At 61.1% G+C, this 23,651-nt stretch carries 18 protein-coding genes and 1 tRNA gene; 4 read left to right on the top strand and 15 right to left on the bottom strand.

Annotated elements, in window-relative coordinates; genetic code table 11:
- Nucleotides 1-41 precede the first annotated feature (41 nt).
- Nucleotides 42-326 (top strand): rhomboid family intramembrane serine protease, encoded by a 285-nt coding sequence (locus VIH17_09540; protein HEY4683475.1) that lies wholly within the window; start codon nt 42-44, stop codon nt 324-326.
- 81 nt (nt 327-407) lie between these two features.
- Here the strand turns inward: VIH17_09540 and VIH17_09535 are convergent, their stop codons facing one another.
- The 3 genes from VIH17_09535 to VIH17_09525 all read right to left on the bottom strand — a co-directional run bounded on the left by VIH17_09535 (nt 408) and on the right by VIH17_09525 (nt 3,162).
- Nucleotides 408-1,043 carry a hypothetical protein gene (locus VIH17_09535; GenBank protein ID HEY4683474.1) on the bottom strand — a complete coding sequence of 212 codons (636 nt, stop codon included), beginning with the start codon at nt 1,041-1,043 and terminating at the stop codon, nt 408-410.
- A gap of 124 nt (nt 1,044-1,167) precedes the next feature.
- Nucleotides 1,168-1,785 carry a histidine kinase dimerization/phospho-acceptor domain-containing protein gene (locus VIH17_09530; GenBank protein ID HEY4683473.1) on the bottom strand — a complete coding sequence of 206 codons (618 nt, stop codon included), beginning with the start codon at nt 1,783-1,785 and terminating at the stop codon, nt 1,168-1,170.
- 333 nt (nt 1,786-2,118) lie between these two features.
- The gene (locus VIH17_09525; GenBank protein ID HEY4683472.1) at nt 2,119-3,162 is read right to left on the bottom strand and encodes an ATP-dependent 6-phosphofructokinase; all 1,044 of its coding nucleotides are present in this window, start codon (nt 3,160-3,162) and stop codon (nt 2,119-2,121) included.
- Nucleotides 3,163-3,460: 298 nt separating this feature from the next.
- Between VIH17_09525 and VIH17_09520 the strand changes: the two genes are divergently transcribed.
- Nucleotides 3,461-4,141 carry an SIS domain-containing protein gene (locus tag VIH17_09520; GenBank protein HEY4683471.1) on the top strand — a complete coding sequence of 227 codons (681 nt, stop codon included), beginning with the start codon at nt 3,461-3,463 and terminating at the stop codon, nt 4,139-4,141.
- 277 nt (nt 4,142-4,418) lie between these two features.
- Here VIH17_09520 and VIH17_09515 read toward each other — a convergent pair whose 3' ends face one another.
- The 10 genes from VIH17_09515 to VIH17_09470 form a co-directional block, all read right to left on the bottom strand.
- Nucleotides 4,419-5,582, bottom strand: coding sequence for a hypothetical protein (locus VIH17_09515; protein ID HEY4683470.1), 1,164 nt, complete (start codon nt 5,580-5,582; stop codon nt 4,419-4,421).
- Between the two features lie 141 nt (nt 5,583-5,723).
- Nucleotides 5,724-7,064, bottom strand: coding sequence for an NrfD/PsrC family molybdoenzyme membrane anchor subunit (nrfD, locus tag VIH17_09510; protein ID HEY4683469.1), 1,341 nt, complete (start codon nt 7,062-7,064; stop codon nt 5,724-5,726).
- On the bottom strand, nt 7,051-7,749 hold the full coding sequence (locus VIH17_09505; protein ID HEY4683468.1) for a 4Fe-4S dicluster domain-containing protein: 699 nt from the start codon (nt 7,747-7,749) through the stop codon (nt 7,051-7,053). The genes nrfD and VIH17_09505 overlap by 14 nt, the downstream gene beginning before the upstream one ends.
- Nucleotides 7,750-7,756: 7 nt before the next feature.
- Entirely contained in the window at nt 7,757-10,270 is a 2,514-nt protein-coding gene (locus VIH17_09500; GenBank protein HEY4683467.1) for a molybdopterin-dependent oxidoreductase, read from the bottom strand.
- Nucleotides 10,267-11,544, bottom strand: coding sequence for a c-type cytochrome (locus tag VIH17_09495; GenBank protein ID HEY4683466.1), 1,278 nt, complete (start codon nt 11,542-11,544; stop codon nt 10,267-10,269). Before VIH17_09495 ends, VIH17_09500 begins: the two co-directional genes overlap by 4 nt.
- 25 nt (nt 11,545-11,569) lie before the next feature.
- The gene (locus tag VIH17_09490; GenBank protein ID HEY4683465.1) at nt 11,570-12,151 is read right to left on the bottom strand and encodes a cytochrome c3 family protein; all 582 of its coding nucleotides are present in this window, start codon (nt 12,149-12,151) and stop codon (nt 11,570-11,572) included.
- A gap of 41 nt (nt 12,152-12,192) precedes the next feature.
- A complete protein-coding gene (locus tag VIH17_09485; GenBank protein HEY4683464.1) occupies nt 12,193-13,431 on the bottom strand; it encodes a cytochrome c in 1,239 nt (412 codons plus the stop codon).
- 402 nt (nt 13,432-13,833) lie between these two features.
- Nucleotides 13,834-15,405, bottom strand: coding sequence for a sigma-54 dependent transcriptional regulator (locus VIH17_09480; protein HEY4683463.1), 1,572 nt, complete (start codon nt 15,403-15,405; stop codon nt 13,834-13,836).
- Nucleotides 15,406-15,494: 89 nt separating this feature from the next.
- The gene (locus VIH17_09475; GenBank protein ID HEY4683462.1) at nt 15,495-16,907 is read right to left on the bottom strand and encodes a PAS domain S-box protein; all 1,413 of its coding nucleotides are present in this window, start codon (nt 16,905-16,907) and stop codon (nt 15,495-15,497) included.
- Nucleotides 16,908-17,004: 97 nt separating this feature from the next.
- Nucleotides 17,005-17,081: transfer RNA gene (locus tag VIH17_09470), tRNA-Val, on the bottom strand.
- A gap of 547 nt (nt 17,082-17,628) precedes the next feature.
- On the opposite strand from VIH17_09470, the gene VIH17_09465 reads away from it, so the two are divergent.
- Nucleotides 17,629-19,533, top strand: a complete 1,905-nt coding sequence (locus VIH17_09465; protein ID HEY4683461.1) for an ATP-binding protein — start codon at nt 17,629-17,631, stop codon at nt 19,531-19,533.
- A 281-nt stretch (nt 19,534-19,814) separates the two neighbouring features.
- Here VIH17_09465 and VIH17_09460 read toward each other — a convergent pair whose 3' ends face one another.
- A complete protein-coding gene (locus VIH17_09460) occupies nt 19,815-20,024 on the bottom strand; it encodes a cold shock domain-containing protein (GenBank protein HEY4683460.1) in 210 nt (69 codons plus the stop codon).
- A 254-nt stretch (nt 20,025-20,278) separates the two neighbouring features.
- Nucleotides 20,279-20,899, bottom strand: coding sequence for a polymer-forming cytoskeletal protein (locus VIH17_09455; protein HEY4683459.1), 621 nt, complete (start codon nt 20,897-20,899; stop codon nt 20,279-20,281).
- Nucleotides 20,900-21,985: 1,086 nt separating this feature from the next.
- On the opposite strand from VIH17_09455, the gene VIH17_09450 reads away from it, so the two are divergent.
- The coding region (locus VIH17_09450) for a carboxypeptidase-like regulatory domain-containing protein (protein HEY4683458.1) at nt 21,986-23,651 on the top strand (1,666 nt) is incomplete at its 3' end.

Here is a 23,651-nt window from a genome sequence, read left to right as displayed (position 1 = left end):
AGCGCCCCTGATGCCCCCAGGCTGAAACCCATGCCGCCGTGATGATCGGATACACCACCCGCTATCCGAGCAGCGCCGGACGGATGATCCGCGGGCAGTTGATCCGCTGGCTGATTTACCTTGTGCTGATCGGTGTTCTGTTCCGAGGATACATTGACAATGCTGCACACGCGGGCGGGCTCATTGCTGGCGTGGCGCTGGCCTACCTCGTTCCCGACGCTTCTATCTTTGCTCGCCGGTCGTGGTGGGACAAGACCGGCTACTTCGCCACCGGGATTGTTATCTTGAGCTTTCTGATGGCGCTCCTGAACAGCTTGGGCGGTTAGTGGCCCATGCGCCTTTCCTGTTGCGCAGGTCGTGGGCCGGGTGCACGACCTGCTTGGTCGTTCATGCTCGCTTGCGACCGATCAGAAGCTGAGCAGCACGCCGATGGACGGCTGAACAAAAATCACGACGCTGCCTGGCGCCTGGAAGGTTCCCGTCAAGCTCGTGGTCGAGAAATTCGGCGCCAGAGTCAAATAATTCCGCAGCGCGATCCGAGCATCCAGCGGCCCAAGAACGGTAACATCGAGTCCCGCGCCGAAATTCCACTTCGGACGAGACACGTTACTAATGGGCAAGAAGCCGGCGCGGGCAAGGTTCGCTTGGGCTGCGTCTCGCGGACGATAGGAAATCACCCCCGAACCAGTCATCAACCAGGGACGAATGCGGCCGGTGGCAAAGCGATGCACCAGATTCACGTCAAAGGAATGTTCATCGCTCGGCAGAGAAAAGGTAGCGCCACTGACCAAATCCCGAAGCTTCAGGCCATTCCGTGAAAAGCCGTAGCCCAGTTCAAGACCGGTCTTTTCAAAGAAAAAGAGCCGCCCGCTGACCAGGAACCCGCCCGACTTCGTAAAATCGCCGGTAAAGTTGGCGTTGCTGAAGTCCCTGGCAGAAATCGGCGAATTCGCTTCTGCGGCAAGCTCGAGGCGATTTTGTGCTCGAAGCAGCGAAGCCATCGCAAACAGAGAAACAAGGAACACCACGAGTTTCAATCGCATCTGGACCTCCAAATTGGCTGGGACTTAGCTAGGATTCAAGCGGAGAGGAAAAGGTTGGCCGGAAATCCAGTCGGATAGAAAACAAGGTTCTTGGCTGCCATCACAAGGGTCGGTCACGTCCGCTTCAGAAATCGGTCGGGGCAGTTGCGGAATCACCCACATCAATGTGGGGCAGATCCATGCTGAGGCGATCCACGGCGTCCTGGATGCGCCGGGCCATTTCTTCCAAGGTAGCAATGCGGGAAGCGATCTCAGGCGGGAGCGATGCTTGTTTCAATAAGGCGAGATTGCCAAGCATAACAGCCAGGGGGTTGTTAATCTCATGCTGCATTTTCAGGCTCATCTCGCCGAGAGCTGCCAGCCGTTCCAACCGCACCAGGTTCTGCTGGCTCTCCGTCAACCGGGCATAAGCCTTGTCCAGCTCGAGCTGCTTGTTGATCAATTCCCGGTTCAGTTGAACCAGGGTCTCAAGCCGAACATCCGAGATGAGCTTTTTGGTCAGGCTGGCAACCGAGAGTTGCCGGCGGATCAAGTAAGCGACGGCAAGCGCCATCAAGCCGCAATATCCGGCGAAAAGAACGCGGCTGCGATAGGGCGATGGGGCAGGTTTCCATAGAACTTCCGGCAGCATGAACATCACTACGCCGATCGAAAGCGCCAGAATAATGGCCACGCTCAGCCACCAGACCCGGCTGCGATCCTTCTCCAGGCTGAGCAGTTGCTGGCGTTTGGTTCCGGGCACGACCGTCGCTCCCGGAGCCCCGGTCGCAAACGGCGTTGAATCGCGTGTTGATTTCTCGGTGGCCGTTTGACCTCCTTCCGATCCAGGAAGAGAAGTTGAGCAGCAGTCGCGCGTTTGGCGGCGCACGCTTGCCGGCAAGGGAACCAGGGAGGTCGAGCGCCTCACTCCATCCCGTCGGGCAATATTACCCCTTTTCCCCGAGAGGGCAATAGCAATTGTGCAGGAGGGGTTTGAACCTGTGTTTCCACTTCTTGAAGAGACTCGCCTCAGATTTACGGCAGAGGCATGGAAAGGCTTCCTGAAGGCTGCCAAGCCAGGGGCATACGACAGCAGTCATCCAAAAAAGACGGAAGCGATGCGGTAGAGCTCTTCGTCCGCCGGACGGGTACCGGCAGTGGCGTCGAGCAGGGGAATGGCCACGATGCGCGTGCCCTGCAAAGCGACCATCTTGCCAAATTCACCGCTCAAGATCAGATCGACCGCGGCGATACCAAAACGAGTGGCGAGCACACGGTCAAATGCGGAGGGCGAGCCGCCGCGTTGCACGTGTCCAAGAACAACGACGCGCGTTTCAAATCCGGTGCGCTTCTCAATTTCCGAGGCCAGCACCTGGCCGATCCCGCCGAGCCGCACGTGGCCGAATTCATCGCGTTTTTCCGTTTGGAGGACAACTTCCTGGCCCGGCTTGGCACGGGCAAAGCGCGCCCCCTCGGCAGCCACCACAATGCTGAAGGAACGACCGCGGCTGTGGCGGCTGCGGAGTGCTTCACAAACCTCCTCGATATCGAACGGCTTCTCCGGTATCAGGATAAAATCGGCGCCGCCAGCAATGCCGGCGTAGAGCGCAATCCACCCGGAGTCGCGTCCCATCACCTCGACGACGATCACCCGATTGTGAGCCTCGGCCGTGGTATGCAGGCGGTCGATGGCCTCGGTGGCGACGTTGACGGCCGTGTCGAAGCCGAAACAGAAGTCGGTTCCCGGCAGATCGTTGTCAATGGTCTTGGGAACGCCGACCACCTTGACGCCATGTTTCGTCAGTTCTACCGCCACGCTCATCGTGTCGTCTCCGCCGATGGCCACCAGCGCGAAGATCTCCTGCTTCCTCAGGTTTTCCATCATGACAGGCAGGCCGTCTGCCCGCTTCAGCGGATTGGTGCGGGAAGTTTTCAAAATGGTTCCACCCCGGACCAAGATGCCCGATACCTTATCGAGGCCGAGGGGTTCCACTTCGCCTTCCAGCACGCCTTTCCACCCCTCCAGGAAACCAATGACCTCGAAGTCGTGCGCCACCGCCTGGCGTACCACTGCCCGGATCACGGCGTTCAATCCGGGCGAATCGCCACCACCGGTGAGCACTCCAATTCGCTTGCCCATTGCTCTCTACCCCAAAAGAAGATACGGCGCTTCCGGCCGCTCGCTGGGGGATCGCGCCCTCGCAAATCCAACGAGCCCGCCGCGGCGGGCCGGCACACCCATTATGGCCCAAGAGGAAGCTGTGCGTCTCCCCCTTTGAGGCACCATTTTGTTGGAAGGTTATGAAATAGGTTCTAGCGCGTTCGAGAAAATTTAGCTAAAGTAAGCGGACTTCCCCGCGTGGAGGGGGTGCTGGCTCCAGAGAAAAGGTTGCCCGCAGCCAGGCCCGTTCGACGGCGAGGGGACCAAACCGAGCGCCATGCAGTTTCACCGTACCAGCAAGAATAAACGAGGCAATCAGCGACCCGCGCCGGGCCGCCGCCCGGCGCCATCCGCCTGGGTGATTCGCGCCCGTCGCATTCTTGAGGAAGAGGCCCGCGGCATCCGTAAGGTTGGTGCCTTGCTGGATGCAAACTTCGATGGAGCCGTACAAACCATCCTCCGTTGCCGCGGACGCATCATCGTCACCGGCCTCGGAAAGTCCGGCCATGTGGGACGCAAGATGGCGGCAACATTGGCCAGCACGGGTAGCACAGCCCTTTTCCTGCACGCCGGTGAGGCGCTGCATGGCGACCTGGGCATGATTACCAAGGACGATGTGGTGATCGCCGTTTCACAGAGCGGCGAAACGGCCGAGCTGTTGGCGGCTCTGAAATATTGCCGTCACCGAAAAGTTCCCATCATCGGCGTGGCCGCGAATCCAAAGTCGCGGTTGGCAAAAATGAGCAACTATTTTCTTTCGCTCGAACCAGCCACGGAGGTGGATTGCTTCGGGATCGTACCCACGGGGACAGCTACTGCCACGCTCGCCCTCGGCGATGCCCTTGCTGTGGTGGTCATGGAAAAGCGCAAATTTAGCCTCAGAGAGTTTCACGAGCGCCACCCTGGGGGCACGTTGGGAAGAATCGCCGCCGCTCGCCTTCGCTCCGGCGGAGAGTGACCCGGGATCGCCTGCCATTCGCCCGCGTTGCCACCCCTCACTGGCACTCACTGGACAGGTGTTGCGAAGAGGCTACAACCCGTTTGATAACCGCCAAGCACTGGCGCGATCACACTCAGCGGAGCCCTGCACCCTCTGGTACAGGGCGGAGGGAAGAATCTGGGCGGCCTTGTCATGCTGAGCGCAGCGAAGCATCTCACGTTCAGATCCTTCACTCCGTTCAGGATGACAGGTAGGACCTCTCATGCGTTCAGCATGACCCCGCCACCGAGCCGGCTCAGCGCGTAGCGCCTGGGGTGCGGGTAAGCCGGCCGGCGGGCGCGAGTTCCTTCAGGCAGGTCTTGGCCGCCCGATATTCTTCCAGGAATTTTTCTCGCCCGGCGGGAGTGAGCGCAGGCGTGCCGGCGGCGACCGCGTCGCTGCTGATCACTCCGTCAGCCTTCAACGCTGCCTTGCAACATGCCACAAATTGGGTCTTGCCGCCCCCGCTCGCCGCGGCAAGCTTCGGGAGCAGGGTAAAGGCGCGGGCGAACCGTTCGAAGATGTCGCGGTAGGGCGCCAGGGCTTCCCTGTCTCCCCGAAGACAAAGCGACCAGGCCGCCTGCCACTCGCAGGGAAGGAGATTCGATTCACCCGCGATGACGCCAAACGGCATGTGTTCCTGCAGGAGCCATTGATCCCAATGCTCCTTCAAGCGCCCCCAAAAACCTCGGCCGGGAAGAAAAATGTCGAACATCATCATGGCCTGGCCCAGGTAGATGCCGAATTGGCCTTTCTCTTTGAAATGCGTCGCGCCGCGAAAATAGTTGCCCATCTCCCGCTTTGAGCCGCTCACCAGCAGGCCGTAGAGAAAGGGGAGGCGGGACAACACCTTGACGTCGTGGGTGTGGATGTGAGACGGCCCGGGGTCACGCGGCAGCTCGGCATTGTCATAAAGGAAGAGGGGGAGGTCGCCGCCCAGGGTATCAAAAAGCGAGGCGACTTCGCGCTGGAAGAAAGCGAGCATATCGCCCCTTACGCCAAGATCGCGAATCGCCAGGGGAGCAATGACGGCAGCGTCGGCCTTCAGTTCCCAGGCCAGGCGAAGATTTTCAAGCGTCTCCTTGCGGGTCAACCCGGTGACGCCGAGCCAGACCTGGAGGGGGGCGTGGCCGCTCATGGCCAATCCAGCGCTCAAAGCACGGACTTCCCCCGCCGCCAGTTGCATGAGCCGCTGGCGCTGCTCATTGCTGATGAGCGACCACTCCCCGGCGTTGCTGAGGACAAAGAGAATGTCACACCCAAATCCTTCTTGTACGACGTGGCGAAGCAACGCTCGCTCGTCCGCCTCGATGACCCGCCCGAGAGAATCCAGAACCGTCAGGCAAGGAGTGCCGACCGTGCGCGGAAAATAGCGAACGGCCCGGGAATGATCCCGGAAATGATCCTTGGAATGATCCATGCTGCGCAGTCTCTCCGTGAGGCGGTGCCGCCTTTCCGTTAACCACCCACCATCGTCCTGTTCTCGGGAGACAATATACTTCGCCTTCGGAATGGTCAAAATAAAAATGGCAACTCGCGGGCTCGCCACTTGCCCGAAGGTCTATTCGGTGGCTGGTTCGGCGCCGGGCAGGTAGGTCTTCACGCGCTCCTCCACTTCCCGAAGCGATTTTTGGCGGCCTTCCTGCACCTCCCAGATGGAGACGATGGGGAAGAGCTTCGTAAAGCCCATGTAGAGAAGGATGAACGTGGCGAAGAAGCCGGCGGTGATGGCCAGTTCGACCCAGGTGGGATGGTAGATGATCTTGCCCCAGGGCAGGCGCGGCATGGAGAGCGTTGGGACGACGATGGCAAACCGCTCGAGCCACATCCCGACGTTCACAAAGGCCGACGCCACGACCGTCCCCGCTACCGTGCGCGTTTTCCCCCGCGCCAGGATCGCTACCGGAATCAAGAAACACGTCACCACCATCGTCCAAAAAATCGGCGCAAAACGTCCCGTCACCTTGGAATAGAAGACCGCCAGGTGGGCGGGCTCGGCGCCATAGAAGGTGGTCAGAAACTCGGCGAACGTAAAGTAGAACCAGAGCAGACTCATCACCAGCAGGAGCAGGCCGAGATTGTTGAAATGCACCGGCTTCAAATAGTTTTCCAGATGATACATGCGCCGGATGATCGCCATGGCGATGATGAGCGAAGCGATGCCGGAAAAGATCGCGCCCACCACAAAGTACGGGCCAAAGATCGTGCTGTGCCACATCGGCTGCACGGTCATGGCAAAGACCCAGGAGACCACGGTGTGGACGGAGACGGCGATGGGAATGACCAGAACGGCCATCACGGCGATCGCCCGTTCGAGCAGGCGCTTCTGCTTCTCCGTGCCCCGCCAACCCAGCGCCAGCGGCCGGTAGAGCCAGGTGCGCTTGCCGGCATGGTCGCGCAGGATGGCAATGTCGGGAATCAAAGGCAGGTAGAGATAGATGGTGCTGGCCGTGAGGTAAACCGTGATGCTGCAAACGTCCCAGAGCAAGGGCGAGCGAAAATTAGGGTGGCGCAGCACGTTCAGAAGGCGGTCGGGCCGCCCAAGGTCCATAATCACGCTGCCGGCGCCAAAGAAGAGCACGAGCACGGTGATCACTTCCGCCGCCCGCGTGATCGAGCGCCGCCACTCCGCCTGCACCAGCCGGAGAATGGCCGAGATCAGCGTCCCGGCGTGGCTGATGCCAATGAAGAACACAAAGTTGGTGATGTACACTCCCCAGTACACCGGGACGTTCATCCCGGTGACCACCAGACCATCTTTCAGTTGCTGGATCCAGGCGAAAATGGAGAGCGCCCCCAAGAACAACAGGACAGCCAGCACCCGATAGAATTGGCTGGTGGTCTGCTGGATGGGCCGGATCAATACCTCCTCCGGCCCTAACGGGTTGTCATGTCTTTCCACTCCACTCTCCTTCGGCGAGGTAAAGGACCTTGGGGTGGGTGCCCAGCTCTTCGAGCAACCGAAACACCCGCGGGCTGCGGCTCAACTCGGAGACCTTGCTCATCGGGTCGTCGAGGTCGCCAAAATACATGGCCTGAGTGGGGCAGGTTTCGACGCAGGCCGGGACGTAATCGCCTTCGGCCAGCGGCCGATTCTGAGCGCGCGCTTCCTCCTTCGCCTTTTGCAGGCGGTGATGGCAGAAGGTGCACTTTTCCACCACCCCTTTCGGCCGCAACGAAACATCCGGATTGTGCGCCGTGTCCATTTCCCCGGGCCACTCGGGCTTCCTCCAGTTGAAGACGCGCACCGTATAGGGGCAAGCATTGGTGCAATAGCGGCAGCCGATGCAGCGGGAAAAAATCTGGCGCACGATTCCTTCCGGCGTAATGTTGGTGGCGTCCACCGGACAGACCTTGATGCAGGGCGGGGTGTCGCAATGCAGGCAGGGCAGCGGCAGCAGCCGCACTTTCACGTGCGGGAATTCTCCCTCGACGAAGGGAACCACCTTGATCCAGGTGAGCGCTCGCCCGCGGCCTGCCTCGTCCGGTTCCGCGCAAGGAACGTTGTTCTCAGCCGCGCACGCCACCACGCACGCCTGGCAGCCGCTGCATTTCGCCAAATCAATCACCATGCCCCAACGCGGCATGCTTCACCTACGCTCGGGAAATGCGGACGCGAGTGGAAAACCACCGCGCCCCGCCGCCCGGGGGCGGCTCGGCCGGGTTCCCGCTCCCCGGCACCAACAGCTCGCACGGGTTCGTGCCGCGCCCCTGGCTCCAGCGCGACCCGGTGCGGTGACCCAATCCGAGCGGGATCGCCACCACCTCAGGCCGCAAACCCAAGAACCAGCGTGCCCGCATGCGAGCCTTCCGGTGCGACGATTCGACCCAGACCCAGCTCCCGTCTTCAATTCCCAGGCGGCGTGCCGCCTCGGGATGGATTTCAATCCAGCTTTCCCAGCGCTCAAACAGGTGCTGGCCAAGAATCTGCTGCAAAAAAGGAAGGTCAGCGCCTCGCGTCTCGCCCAACGGCAGAATCTCGTAGGGAAAAAGCACAAAGGGAAATTGGGCTTCGTTGCCCGCATCGGGCCGGCCCGCATCCGTCGCGCTTGCCCCAAACAGCGGTTCGAAGTGAGGCAGGCAGCGCCTCTCGGCCGCGACCAGATCCGGCTTTGCTGCGTTGCTCCTGGCCTCAGCGAGGATGTCCCTCCAGAGAAGCTGCGAAAAGAATTCAAACTTTCCCGAGGGCGTACGGAAGACACGCCCCCATTCGCCATAGTGGTACGCAGGATCCCACCAGCCGCCTTTCTCCTTCATCTGCTGCCAGAGTTCGTCGGCTGTCGAATAGTCCGGCGCCCACCACCCGCTTTTTTCAAGCAGCTTGTCCCAAACCTCTTCGAGCTGGGTGCCAAAGAGATAGCCGCGTTGCGCGGAGAAGATATCCTGCGCCGAGCGCTTGACCACCTGTTCGAAGCGGTCGAAAGGCAGTGCCCCGGCCAGCGGGCCTCCCAGTCGTTTGGCAAGCGCCAGAATAACATCCCCGGGATGCCGGCTCCCGTGCCGCGCCGGCACCACCGGCTGGGACAATCCACGGAGGGCGCGAGGAACCACCGGAGGAGTACCGGAAAGGTCCCACGTTTCGAGGAATGTCGGCGCCGGCAAGAGCAGATCGGCAAAATCCGTTGTATCGTCGGGAAGCGTGGCGAAGTCCACAATGAACGGAATCTTGGCGAGCGCCGCGATAAACCGATCTCGGTCCGGCGCCAGATAAACCGGGTTGGCATCGTGGAGGATGAGCGCTTCGATGGGATAAGGCTTGCCCTCGAGCGCAGCCTCAGCGAGCACGTCGGCGGCATCGCCCGCCAGGGGAGACCTTGACCCATCGAGAGCCGGCGGGCGCCCGGCTTGCTCGCCGGCCGAATGATGCCGAACACCAAGCCACCCCGCTGTGCGCGGCCCCTCGGGCTGGAGAAGGACACCGCCGGGCTGTTCAAAGTTACCCATCAGCGCGTTCAAGCTCTCGACGGCCATCGAGCCATAGAGAGTTCCCGGCTGGACGCTTCCGGGTTTATCTCCCAGGGCAAGCGCCGGCGGGTTGGCGGCAAACTCCCGCCCCAGCCTCAAGATCGTTTCTACGGGCACGCCCGTCAGTTCAGCCACCTCGTTGAGACGGTAGTCGCGCAGCACCAGGGTGCGGAAACCGGCGTGCCGCTGGCCAGAGGTATCCGTCCAATCGTCAAACCCAAAGGTATGTTGCGCGAGAAAATTCGCGTCCACTCGCCCCTCGGAGATAAGGACGTAGGCGATCCCGAGCGCCAATGCCGCCTCGGTACCCACCCGGATGGGCACCCACTCGTCCGCTTTCGCCGCCGTAACCGAGAGCCGAGGCGAAACCTGCACCAGCTTGCTGCGCTGGCCTTCGGCAGCGCGCCAGGCGCCAAAGGCGCGCATGAGGTGGACGGGCGAACCCCAGCCTTCGAGCAAGTTCGCGCCGAAGCTCAGAACGTAACTCGCATTCTTCAGGTCGTAAGCCAGCGGCTCGTGAACTCCCTGCATGAAATACGCCGCCGCGCTCGATCCGTCTGTCGTGCCGGGCAAACTCAGATGGTTGGGCGAACCGTAGGCCGCGAGAAAGCGCTGCCAGAGGTCTGGCATGGCGCCCGGTCTCGCCCCGCTCAACACAGCCACGCCATGCGAGCGACCCGCCTGGCGAATCGCTTGCAATTTCTCGCTCATTAGCTTCAGCGCTTCTTCCCAGGATAGAGCCTCCCAACGCTGCGATCCTCGCCCCGATAGAATCGGGGCGAGCCGGGACTGGCGGAGCGGCTCAAGAAGGCGATCCGGGTGATAAAGCAACTGAAGCGCCGCCTGGCCTTTGGGGCAGACGCCGCCGCGGTTGACGGGATGAAGCGGGTTGCCAAGAATTTTCACGGCGCGTTTGCCCACGCATCGCACCACCAGCCCGCAGCCACCCGGGCAGGCTTGACAGGTCGTCGCCACCCACCGCTCAGGGCCGCCCGGCGGACGCTTCTCCTCAGCGAGCGCCTGGGCAAGGCTGCTCATGCCCTTGACCGTGAGCCCGGAAGCGGCCGTGCCGGCTGACGCTCCAGCAGCAAAGCGCAAAAAGTTGCGTCGGGAAACGCCTATGCCCCCGTTGCGGACTTTCACGGTTTCGCCCTCCCCGGTTCCCGACGTTGTGCCTGACCCTGCCGGTTCAAAAATGCCATCAAGTCTTCCATCTCTTCTTGACGAAAGGCGGGCCAGTCGATCTTCACCTGCTGCATGTGTTCAAGCATGGCCGGGCCGTGGTTCCACAGGGCGGCGGCCAGACGTGTCGCAGAGACCTGGCCTTGCCAGCCGCTGAGGTCGGGGCCGCCACCCGGCTGAAGGCCATGACAGCTCGCGCAGCCTTTGCTCACAAAAATCTGCTTGCCCTCGTGCGCGTTTCCCGATTGCTCGAAGTAGCGAGCTGAGAAAAGATAGGAAATGAGATCGGCCATTTCCTTGTTGGAAAACCGAGGTGGCTTCATCCCCCGAGCCGCCATTCTTTCCGCCATGCGCGGCGCGTGATTCCACATCAGCCCGGCAAACTGGCTGACCGTTCGCGGCATGGCCCGCCCGGCCAATTCCGGCCCCACTCCTCCGTCCTGACCCGGCCGCCCCGGGCGGGCATGACACTGGGAGCAGCCCTTTGCCTGAAACAAAGTTTTGCCAACCACTGGATCCGCCGGACGCAGATAGACGTGCCCGCCCCGCGCCGGCGATTGGGCGCGCACATAGGCGATCAAGTTGACCATGTCGTTGCCCTGAAATTCCGGCCAGGGCATCCCGCGCCCGGCCATCGCCTGTATCATCTCCGGCGAGTGATTCCACATCGCCTGGGCCCATTGCACGGCGTTGCGATAGCCAGACCAGCGTTGGAGGTCCGGCCCGACTTGTGGTGAGCCTAGCCGAACCACTCCCGGCGCTTCGCCACCGCTTCTCCCACGAATCGCATGGCAGCGAGTGCAGCCCTTGCCGGCGAGCACTTGCCGGCCCAGTTCCGGATCGCCCGGCTCGTCGAACGAACGAATCGAAAAGAGAAACGCGAAAAGGTCGGTCATCTCAGCCGGTTCAAACCGGGGCACAGGCAGGTGCTCGATGCGCATCTTTTCCCACATGCGCGGCGCGTGGTTCCACATTTCGCCGACCAGTTGGGAAGCGCTGGCGTAGAACATGGGCGAGCGCGCCAGGTCCGGGGCGCTCCGCCCACCTTCCCCCTGAACGGCATGGCAACGGATACAGCCCTTTTCCGCGAAAATCTTCAAACCCGTTTTTGGATTCCCGGGAAGGAAGTAGGAACCCTCAGCACCGCCCGCTCTTGTTACCACCAGCCAGGCAAGCAGGATCACTGCCAGCCCGCCCAAGCGCCAGTGGCGGGCCGGAGCCGCCCTTTTCGGCACCCCACCGGGACCAGTCCCAGGCGATTTAGCGGTGACAGGCATAGCAATCCACGTTGGCATGCGTCTTTTGATGGCAGTCCAGGCAGTTCGCCATCATCATCGGCAAAGCAGGCCGCTCGGGTGGCCGGACACTTTCGCCCACCGTTCCATGACAGACCAAGCAATCCAGCTTGGCCAGTTTGGCGTGGCGGCGATGCGAAAAATAGACATCCTCCGGCATGCGCGTCACCTGGTTCCAGGACAACTCTCCTCCGCCGGATGCAATCGTTCGGATCTTTTCCTCTTCTTTGCTTTCGGTGACCGCGGCTTCGTGACAGGTCAGGCAAAGGGCCAGGTCAGGCAGCCCGGCAGCGGCTTGATCGAGCACCGTGGCATGGCAGTCGGCGCACCCCAGGCCGGCTTGCTTGTGCTTGAGGTGGTTGAACTGGATGGGTTGCGCGACGGGCGCATGCATCCATCGTGGGAGGGCAACCAAACCACCGGCAAAGAAAAGCGCCACCCCCAGCACAAAGAAGCCGTTGAGGAGTGAGTTTCTCCGCTGGGATGTGGGCTCGCCCCGATCCAATCGGGGCTCGCGATTCGTAGGAATCCGTTCCGGATCTGTCAACAAAATCTCCTGGGCCGAGCCGCCCGTCCCGCTCTGCGGGACTACTGAGAATTCAAGAATGCAACCAGATCAGCCATCTCACTGCCCCGAAATTTCGGCCAGGGGATGTTCCGCCGCTGCGCCCGAGCGTACATCTCCGGCCCGTGTTGCCACATGGTGTAGGCCATGCGGACGGGCGAAAATTTTCCCTTGAGTTGCTGAATGTTTGGGCCGCCCTTGCCGCCGCGCCCGTCGTCTCCGTGGCAGGTGGCGCAGCCCTTCGAACGAAAGACTTGCTTGCCCCCTTCCGGATCGCCAGGCTCGTCGAAGTAATGAATGCTGAAGAGGTAAGCGAGCAGGTCAGCCATTTCCCGACCTTCAAACTGCGGCCGCTCGAGCCCCCTGGTCTGCATCGTTCGCCACATTTCCGGCGAATGGTTCCACATCCATCCGGCGGCCTGGGTGAGCGTGCGAGGCAGTTTTCGCTCCCGGCCAAGGTCGGGCCCGAGCGTTCCGCCCTCGCCGTCCACCGCATGACAGGCGATGCATCCCTTTTGTCGAAACAGTTCTCGGCCGCGGTCGGGGTTGGCCGGCAACACTTCAAAGCCTCGCCGCAGTCCCGTATTCAAGCTGCGCACGTAGCCGAGCAGGTCAATCATTTCGGTGTCGCGAAACTTGGGCCAGGCTAGATTCTTTTCGCGAATCAAAGCCTCCATGCGCGGGGCGTGGTTCCACATCTCTTGTGCCCAAAGAATGGGCACGCCCAGGTAGCTCGCCTGGGCCAGGTCCGGTCCGAGTCGGCCGCCGTGGCCCTGGAGCGCGTGACACTGGATGCATCCCTTGCTCGCAAAAAGCGCCCGGCCGCGCTCGACGTCGCCGCTCTCATCCACATACCGGATGGTATAAAGGAAGGCAAAGAGGTTGGTCACCTGCTCTTCGGTCAGCCGCGGATAGTCAAACTGCTTTTCCTGCATGCCCTTCCACATTTCAGGGGCGTGGTTCCACATCGCGGTAGCGAGCTCGTTCAAGCTCAGGTTTCCTTCAGGAACCTTGCCGAGATCACCAGCCTTACCGGCAGCCTCGGTGCCGCCCACGCCGCCGATCGCGTGGCATCGCACGCATCCCTTGTCGGAGAACACCCGCCCGCCCTCACGGGGGTCGCCCGCCATGAAAGAACTCAATGTGCGTTGCTCGCGGGCGCGGTCATATTTCTCGTAGCGCAACACCGCGAGAAGAAAGAGAAGGGCGACGACGGCGGCAACCAGCCAAAAGAAGAATTCGTTCTTCCGCCAGGATTCCATCCTTCACCTCCTGGTCGACCCGCCTGGCTTGACGGCGGGCTTGCCCGCCAGAAACTCATCCGCGCTTGACCCGATCCCGAATCCCGAAGCTTCGGGATCGGGACATCGGGGCGGCGAACCTCGGATTTCACGCTAGCACGCTCGACACCGAGCCAGAACCCTTTGAAATTGGCCGGAGGCGGGGATCGGGTTCAGTTTCTTTCCCGTTTGTTTTGAGGAAGCTACGAAGAAAAACGACAGTGAGATTTTCGATGCCCCGGCCGGATCTGAACACCAAATCGGCAGGAGCTGCAGCGGCGCGGTGTACGGGATTCAGACACAATCTCCTAAGTCACGGAGAAGCTTGGAGAAAGGCAAGTGTGCGCTTTCCAGACAAGACCCAACAGCTCACGCCGCTCGTGGCTACTTTTCTTCTTTGCTCGTCTCCAAACCGTACTGGCGGATTTTCCTGTAGAGCGAGTCGCGGGAGATGCCGAGGATTTCCGCGGCGCGAGACTTGTTCTTTCCGGCAAGGTGAAGCGCTTGCTGGATAGCGAACTTTTCTACGCTCTCCATCGAGAGCAGGGAAGCATCGGGCGCCAGCACCGGCTCAGCCATCTCACCCGAGTCGAGTGAGCCCGATGGCCGCCGCCCTCCGCCCGCCCCAATCCCTTGCCCCGATATATCGGCGCGTCCCGCAGAGCGGGATCGGGATTCGGATGAGGGACGGAGCAAAGGCCGCAGATCTTTGTCCCCGAGCGTGCGTTGGTCAGGCGGAAGAGTGACCACGGCGCTTTCCAGAATGTTGACGAGCTCCCGGACGTTGCCGGGGAACGGATACGAAAGAAGCAGATCGAGTGCGCGGCGGTCGAGCGTGGTTCGACCGAGCTCACCACGAGAAGCGCCTCGGTCGTATTTCTCGCAGAACTTTCGCAAATAGTGTTCGGCCAGGAGCGGCAAGTCTTCCCGGCGCTCGCGCAACGGCGGCAGCTCGATGGTGATGGTCGAAATGCGGTAGTAGAGGTCTTCGCGCAGGCAATCCTGACGCAGCGAAGCGAGCGGGCGGTTCGAAGCAGAAATGGCGCGGACGTTCACCTGGACGGGGTGCGAGCCGCCCACCGGACGCAGCTCGCCTTCCTGCAAAATGCGCAGGAGCTTGACCTGAGCTTCCCTGGGCAGTTCGCCAATCTCGTCGAGAAGAATCGTCCCGCCGTCAGCGGCGCGGAAAAGTCCTTCTTGCTCGGTCAGCGCGCCGGTAAAGGCTCCGCGCTGGTGGCCAAAGAGTTCGCTTTCGATGAGGTCACGCGGCAGCGCGCCGCAGTTGACCGGAATGAATGGCCGGGAAGCCCGCCCGCCGGCAGCGTGGATGGCCCGCGCCAGCATCTCCTTGCCCGTTCCCGTCTCGCCCAGCAACAGGACAGGAAGATCCGACCGGGCGGCCGCCTCGGCTCTCTCTAGCAGCGACTGCATCCGCGGCGAACGAGCGATAATCCCTCGAAAAACTCCGGCCGACCCGAGCGCCCCGGAGTTGCGAGCCTCGAGTTCAGCGACCTGGAGACGCAGGCGGTGAAGCTCGAGCAGCCGGGCCACTTTTTTGAGAACGGCTTCCTTGTCAAAGGGCTTGGTCAGAAAATCTTCCGCACCCTTCTTCATGGCCTCGACGGCGGTCTCGATCGTTCCATAGCCGGTCATCATCACGACGGGGATATCGCCGTGGCCGGACCGAATTTCGCCGAGCAGCGTCAGCCCGTCGAGCAAAGGCATGACGAGATCCACCAGCGCCAGGCAAACCGGACTCGCCGTGGCCGAATCGGGCGTAGCGGGCTGGCCCCGATAGGATCGGGGCTGGCGCAAAAGAGCCAGCGCTTCCGGCCCGGACGACGCCATCCGCACGCGATAATTCTGCCCGGCCAGCAGGTCGCCAAGCGTCGCCAGCAATTCCGGGTCATCGTCCACGACGAGGACCGTACACGGATCGCTTGCCGCGTGCTTCACCGGCTACTCCCTACTGCTGCTTCAAAGGGCGGTCTGAAGACCGGCCCCTACCTTGTTCAGGGCGGTCTGAAGACCGGCCCCTACTTTGTTCAGTGAAGCGGCAACCGCAGCCGAACGCAGACGCCCCGCCCGGCACCGTGCCGTGCAGTCCCTTGCCCCGATACCTCGGGGCGAAGGCTTCGGGACGAAGGCCGATTCTGAATCGCCACTGACCCGCCGTGCTCTTGGGCAATCGTCCGCGCCAGCGCCAGCCCCAGCCCCGTCCCCTGCCCGGGCGCTTTTGTCGTAAAGAAAGGCTCGAACAGCCGCGGCAAATCTTTTTCGGAGATGCCGCAACCATCGTCTTCAATGCAAATCTCCAGGTCGCCACGGCCCGCCAAAGACTCTTTTCCGATAATCCCTGCACTGTCCTGGGCGGGCAAGCCCGGCTTCGGCTCGCCGTCGGCTACCGGAGCAGCAGTAATGGTGATGCTCCCGCCTTCGGCGATGGCGTCGGCGGCGTTGACGAGCAGGGCCGAAAAAAGCGCCTCCAACTGGCTTCGATCGGCCATCACGAGCGCCCCGCGGGCTCGATCGAGATCCAGGACCATTTGCGCCCGCTTGGCGGCAAAGGTGGGGCGCAGAAAGGTCACGATGGATTCGATCTGCTGAGTGATCTCTTCCGGCTTCTTTTGGGCGGGCAGGCGATGAGAAAAGCGGAGCAACTGCTGCACAAAGCTCTGGCAGGAATGAATGCCTGCCTCGAGATGCGCCAAATCGGCGCCGCCGTCGGTATGCCGCAGGCGCTCCTTCATCATCTGCACGCGGAGCAGCAAGGAGGCGAGCGGGGTGTTCAGGTGGTGGGCAGTCCCGGCGGCCATTTGACCCATGGTGGTGAGTTTTTCCACCTCAATGATCTTGTCGCGCAGGGCGATCTTCTCTCGAATATCGCGGGCAACCTCGAGGACGTGGAGCCGCCCGCTCGCTTCGTCGCGCAAGGACGACAAGCTCACCGATACCCAGATGGGCCCGCCGGCGCGATGCCACCGCAAGGTTTCGAGGTCCAGAATCCTCTGCTGCCGGGCAAGCTTCGCTACCCACTCGAGCGCTTCGCCTCGCTGTTCTTCCGGGACGGTGGGAAGAACCTTGCCGATCACTTCCTCTTTCGCAAAACCAAAGAGCCGCTCGGCGCTCAAGTTCCACTCGATCACGACGAGATGGTCATCGTAGAGAACCACCGCGTCCGGCGAGCCTTCCAGGATGCCCCGGTAACGTTCACGGGAACGCCGCAACGCTTCCTCGTGCTGCCTGCGCGCCCGCAGCACAAACCAGGAAGCCCAGGCAGCGAGTAGCAGCGAGGAGACCACCCCGCGGCTGATGTAAAGAAAATGCAGCGTGTGGTAGTCCACATTGCGGAAGAAACGTTTTTCCATCAACTCCCAGGCGGCAAAGACAAACGTCACGATCGTGACGCAGGAAAGAATCAGCGTCGCCCAGAACCATTGCCGGCTTCCTTGTTTCACCTTCTCTCAACCCGTCCAAGGAAGAACTTGGTTTGCCGCGAGCCCCGATTGCATCGGGGCGAGCACAATTCCATCGGTTCTTGTCAAAGAGGAGGAATGGTAGGCGCGTGCGGATTTGAACCGCAGACCTCTTCCGTGTCAGGGAAGCGCTCTAACCAACTGAGCTACGCGCCTAAATTCTTGGCTCCGGCCAAGCCCCACCTTCCACCGAAGACCTTCCCGATGCCTCGGGACGCTCTCACCAACTGAGCTACGCGCCTAAATTCTTGGCTCCGGCCAGGGCCCACCTTCCACCGAAGACCTTCCCGCTTCGCCGGGAGGCTGTGAACCCCCAACTGCGTAATGGGCAAACGACTTCCCTGCCGGCCTTAGCAGCGCAAAAATGCTAACACAACGACCAAGCAGCAACAACCGACTAATCGCACACATCCTGCTTTGCGGGATGTATGCGCCACCCGACCGCTGTTTGGATCTCCATTATCTTTCGAATCCCTGGCGGCGGGTTCCTTGCCTTTCCGACCTTTGACACATCGGCCGCTCGGCCCTATGATTCGTTTCGCCCGCAGGCGACGATACCCCACACGGTTCAGGGCGAAACAATCGGCTACATGGCTGATCGGCACGCACGGCGATCTGGCACGCAGGAGTGCTGGGATTGATCCCGGCATCCCGAATGGCGGGACTGGTTCAAGCCCGTCACTTCTTAAGGCGAGGCATCCTCGTGAACTGGTTTCGAAAAAAGAACAAGGCGACAGGTCCGGCTTCACGAGAGGCGAATGTTTCCCCGGCCGGCCCCTTCTCTGATCCCCCTCCCGCCGAACTCAAAAAAGCTCACCGCGGTATTCGCCGCGTCAATTCGTTTTTTTTGCTGGGGCTGGCGGTGACGCTCGGGTCGCAAATGGCGGTTTCTGTTTTTTCGCTGGTCGAGCTGCGCCGCGTCTCGCGCTTCTCGGCGCAGAACCTGGCGGAGGTCCAGGCAACGCAGCACCAACTGAGCCGCTTGCGGTTGGCGTTCGAATCACAAGTGCGAGATTTTCGCGGTTTTCTTCTGACCGGAGACCCCCGCTATCTCGAGTTGCGTGACGAAGCTCAGGAAGATTTCGATGGCATCGTCAGCTTGGTGGAAGCTTCCCGGCTTGAGCCAACCGTGCTGGCTCATTTCCGGGAGATCAGGCAACTGGAAAAATCGTACCGCGGGCACTCGGCCGGTGTGGCGGAAGCACGCCGACTGGGCCGGGGCGGTGACCGCGATTGGGTCTCCCTGGCCGGTCAACCCATCGCCACTGAAGCGTTCGAGAAGTTCGATCAGCTCGTCGCCGCCCAGCAGAAAGCTCTCGGGCAGGAAAGCCGCCGGTTCTCCCAGGTCACTCGCCGGGCGGTTTACTGGATTGCCGGAACGACCGGCCTTTCGCTGATGGTGGTCTTGGTGGTGGCGGGGCGGCTCTGGTGGCAAAATCGAAACTTGCTGATCAACCTGGAGCGGTCCTATGCCGACGTGGTGGGCTACCAGCGCCAGCTTGTGCGGCAGGAGCGGCTGACGGCGATTGCTGAGTTGCTGGCGAGCGTAGTCCACGAGCTGAATAATCCGCTCACCAGCGTCATCGGCTTTGCCCAGATCTTGCGCAGCCGGCCGGAGAACGAGTCCTTGCGGCGCGAGCTGGACTTGATTGTCAGCGAGGCGCACCGCGCCACCGATATCGTGCACAACCTTTTGCGCCTGGTTCGCCGGCAGCCGCTCGAAATCCGTCCCATCGATGTCAACGAGGTGATCCGGCAGACCATCGTTCTTCGCCGATACGAGTTAGAGAGCCGGAACATCCAGATCAACACCGACCTGGCACGGGAACGTCCCTTTGCCATGGGCGACCCGCAGCAACTCCAGCAGGTGCTTTTCAACCTCTTCATGAATGCCGAACGGGCCATCGCCGAAAGTCGCCAGCCGGGCACCATCCGGATTCGCTCGGCATGCGCGGGCAACCGCGTTCAGATACATTTTTCCGACAGCGGCGTCGGGATTCCCCCCGAATATCTCGGCAGGGTCTTTCAGCCATTCTTTACTACCAAGCCTCCCGGCATGGGGACAGGCCTGGGCCTCTACATTTCGCAGGGCATCGTGCGAGCGCTTGGCGGGGAGTTGCGCTGCGCGAGTGCCGACTTGATCGGGGCGAGCGAACCGGGGTACGGCACCACCTTTACCATCGAGCTGGCTTCGACGCCCGCGCCCGAGGCCATTCCAAGCGAAGCGCCGGCGCCCCTGCTCTCCCCTAAGCGCGTCCTGGTGCTCGAGCCCGATGCGCCGCTGGGCGAGCTGGCCACCGCCATTTTCGAGGAGCAGGGCCATGAGGTCCTGACGGCGACGACGGGCGACGAGGCTTTCATCTTTTTGAAGGAATTTCGCCCTGAGGCCGTCCTGATCAACATGAAGATGCCGGGGAAGGAAGGGCTGGAGTTCTTTCGACAACTGCGCCGCGTGAACCCTGAGCTTGCTCGCCGCGTTATCTTCTGTTCGAGCGGCGCGCCCGATATGTACACCATCAGCTTTGTGGAGGCGCAGGGCGGCCCCTGGGTGCAAAAACCCTATACGCCTGACCAATTGCTGGCAGCGCTGGCTCGAGTGTTTTCCTGAGACCGTTATCCAACGTCCTTTTGAGATGCCGTCGTCCAGGGGCTGACCTTTAGGCCGCCCCCGACGAGGGCAAGAGGAAGAGAGGGCAAGCTGAAGCTTGCCCCTACAATACCTACAATACCGTGGTAGAGGAAAACCATGGCGGGACGAGGGCAAGCGGGACGAGGGCAAGCTGAAGCTTGCCCCTACAATACCGTGTTAGAGGAAAAGGATGGCGAGAAGAAAAAAATAAGGGGAACCCGGGGCGGGCTCCCCTATCAGTTTGTTTCACTCAGTCGAAACTATGCGGAGACGCGAACGACGTTCTGCGCCTGGAAGCCCTTGGGCCCCTTGGCGACTTCGAACTCGACTTCAGCGCCCTCGGGAAGGCTCTTGTAGCCCTCCTCCTGAATGGCGGAGAAGTGGACGAAAACGTCCTCGCCCGAAGCGCGCTGGATGAACCCGTAGCCCTTGCTGGCGTTGAACCACTTCACAATACCTCGTTCTCTCACTGCTAAACTCCTTGTTGGAAATTCCTGCTGCCCGAACCGGGCTTACCGGCAGGACTGTAGTCTTCGCAATCTATCCGCAAAAACAAAAAGCTACAAAGCGCCAAGCTTTGTAGCCGATTCTGTTCCCAGATCAATTACAAAAACTTAACAGCGGAGAAAGTATCGCACGAGGCAGCCGGAAATGCAAATAATTTTTTCCGGCGGCAAGCCCACCGCCTCCGGTGACGCAGAAAACATTTCACCTGACCTGCGCGCTACAACTCGCTCGCCGACTTCACTGCTTTTTGAGTGGGCTCGGGAGAACGCGGTTCACCGCCAGCCTTCACCGCGAGCCCCGATTGGATCGGGGCGAGCGGTCGGCTCTTCGCCGCTTCCGCCGAGGCGGCTGATGCCGCTTCCGGCCGTTGGATTTCAATGCGGCCGCGGAAGTTGGCGCCATCCTCGATTTGAATCCGGCTGGTGGCAATGTCGCCCTGGACCGAACCGCTGACCCGAATCTGAACGCGATCGGTGGCGCGCAGATTGCCTTGGACGTTGCCGTGAACGACAATTTCTTTGGCGTCTATGTCCGCTTTGACCTGGGCGCGCGGGCCGATCACCGCGCAATGGTTGGGCACCGAAAGACTCCCTTCGAGCTTTCCATCGAAATAGAGATCCTCGGCCGCCAGGAGGTCGCCGCGAAGGGTGAGCGAAGGCCCAAGGTGCGACCCTTCGCCGCGCTTGGCGCCGGGTTCAATCACCGGTGGAACGCCGACCGGCGCGGCAAGCCCGCCTTCTTGCCTGCCCGATTCGGGCTGACGGGCAAGCGGCGGTGGATACGGCTCCATCGGCAGCGGGGTTGGCTTGCTCGAAGAAACTTTGCTATCACGCCACATGGCTGACTCCTTGACCTGCGCACGCGGGGACTTTCTGAACCAACCAAGCCGGGACACACGCATGGCAGAGATAGGGCGGAGCAAAATCGGGGCCAAAACCTGCCCAACGAAGGGCTGTGAAGGGCAAAGAGCGAGGATCGAAAATAGGCCAATTGGCGCGGCTTTTGAGCGGGCAAGCGAACCCGGGCATCGCCGAAGGCCGGCACGGACGTTACTTTGCGCCTTCGATGCCAAAGTAACGGTACGTCTTTATTTCCTTGAACCCGGAAACTTCTTCTTACAGCAGAGTTCGATGTTCTGCGATAGATACGGCAAGGTCAGGCGTGGGAATCGGGAGCGGTCCTGCTTCCTTTTAGGAAGCAAGGTGGCGAACCCGGCGGAAGCCCATCGCGCAAAATCCCCAGGCGCCCGCCGGGGGGAGATGGAATGCCAGGATGAGCACGCCGCCCAAAGTCATCCAAGAGGAAGCCTCTCGGCGTTGAGATAGATTGCATTGACAGCTAGAGATACGATTCAGTCCATACAATTTCCCGAATAAAGATTCCATAAATGGGACACTTTCCTTTGTGCAACCAGTTCAATTGCTTTCTTATCAAATACTTCAATCGGTCTGATCCTCGGCATCGGAATTGCTCAAAGCATACCCGAGAACCCTGGTAGTCCTTCGGTCGTAGGAATGTGGAAACTTTTGGGCGGTCCAGGCTACCGAGCTTGGGGCTTGCCTTGTGTTCCATCGGCGGGGAGGGTACAGTTCGTCGCAAGGTTTCAACGAGACTAAGGTTGGTAAGGCAAAACCGCGGGCGGGCCGAATGAAGCTCGCAGTGGCACGCGAGGTGTGGTGGAGCCCAACGGTTCTTTCTCTGCTCCGCGGGTAAGCGGCGTGTATGTCGGCGATTATCGGCAAAAAGGCTCTTGAGTTTTTTCCGCGGCGGGTCTATGTAGGCCGGGACCTCTCGTGGTGGGCCGGAGTGCATTAGTTTGTCCAAGGGTTATTTTACCGATCAAAAAGATTTGACACGTCCCGGTTTGACGGGGTTGGCCCGTCTGATGAGGACGCAGAATGACCGATTTCCAAGGAGGTGGATTGTGAGGTCAGCATCCTCTTTTTTACGCGTATTGATGCTGTCGAGCGTTGCGTTGCTGGTCAGCCTACCCGCTTGGTCTCAAACGAGCGGGTTGACAGGCACGGTAACTGACCCGAGCGGTGCCGTTATTCCCGGCGCCAAGGTCACTCTCACCCACGAGGCCACAGGGGTCACCCGCACTGCCACGACCGCGTCCGATGGCGGCTACGTCTTCAGCCAGTTGGTTCCCGGCAACTACAAAATCGAGGTCACGGCAGAAGGCTTCAAGACAGCCGTGCGCGAGCACGTCCCCATCGCTGTCGGTCTGACATCGACCTTGGATATCCACCTGGAAGTGGGGGCCGTGGCGGAGACGGTCGTGGTGGAGGCGGAGGTTTCCGGCGTCAATACGACCGACGCCAGCATTGGCAATCCATTCTCTGGTTCACAGGTCTTGAACCTCCCATCCCTGAACCTCGATCCGAGCGGTTTGCTGAGCTTGCAGGCCGGCGTAACCTATGTTCCGGGGGCAGCAGAGGTCCCGGGAGGATATAGCGGAACGAACGACGTCGATGGTCGGGGGGGCAGCGTCAACGGCAGCCGCAGCGACCAGACCAACATCACCCTGGACGGTGTTGACGTTAACGATGCACAGTTCGGCTACGCCTTTACCAGCGTCCTGCGGGCCACGCAAGCCTCCTTGCAGGAATTCCGCGTGACCACGACCAATTACAACGCCGACCTGGGACGTTCTTCCGGCGCCGAGGTCCAGCTTGTCACCAAGAGCGGGACGAATAATCTCCATGGCCTCGCCTATTGGGCCCATCGCAATGAGTTATTTAACGCCAATGACTTTTTCTTGAACCGGGACGGTGTGGAGAAAGGGAAGTTTCGTCGCCACATTTACGGTCTGGCTCTAGGCGGGCCAGTGATTAAAGACCGCCTCTTCCTCTTTGGTAACTGGGAGGAGCTGAAGGAGAAACTCACCTCGCCGACTCTGCGCGCTGTGCCCTCGATGTCCTTTCGGGATGGCGTCTTGATCTACCCCTGTGAAGACCCGAGCCTTTGCCCGGGCGGCACGGTCAGCGGCATCAGCGGAAGCCACACGGTCCCGGCGGGCCACTATGGCCTGACCCCGGCCGAATTGGCGGCCATCGACCCGCTCAACGCGGCTGGCGAAGGCCCCAACTTGAACGCTTTGGCTTACTTTCAGCAGTACCCCGTTCCCAATGCGCCAGGCACGTTTGACAGGTTGAACATCGTCGGCTTCAACTTTAACGCACCCTTCGATAACTTTTTCCGCACGTTGATCCTGAAGGCCGACTTTAATATTGATCGCAACGCTGCGCACACAATTTACTGGCGCGGCACGATGCATGATGACAACCTCTTCGCCAGGGGGCCGCAGTTCCCTGACTTGCCTCCCAACCAGACGAAAGTCAGCAACAACAAAGGGTTCGCTCTGGGTTACAAGGCTGTGCTCAGTCCCAACGTGGTGAACACCTTCCGTTGGGGTTTGACCCGCGTCGGTGAGCAAACCGCCGGCGTGCGCAACAGTCAGTTCTTTGACTTCCGGTTCATCGACAGTCTCGAGGGATTGGAGACCGCCGATGTTGCTAATAACAGCTTCGGCCGGACCCTGCCCCAGCATCATTTCCGTGATGATCTCAGTTGGACTCGCGGCCGCC

Source organism: Candidatus Acidiferrales bacterium, assembly GCA_036514995.1.
Taxonomy (GTDB): domain Bacteria; phylum Acidobacteriota; class Terriglobia; order Acidiferrales; family DATBWB01; genus DATBWB01.
Note: the sequence above shows the minus strand (reverse complement) of the source record. Positions and strands in the feature narration are given on the sequence as shown.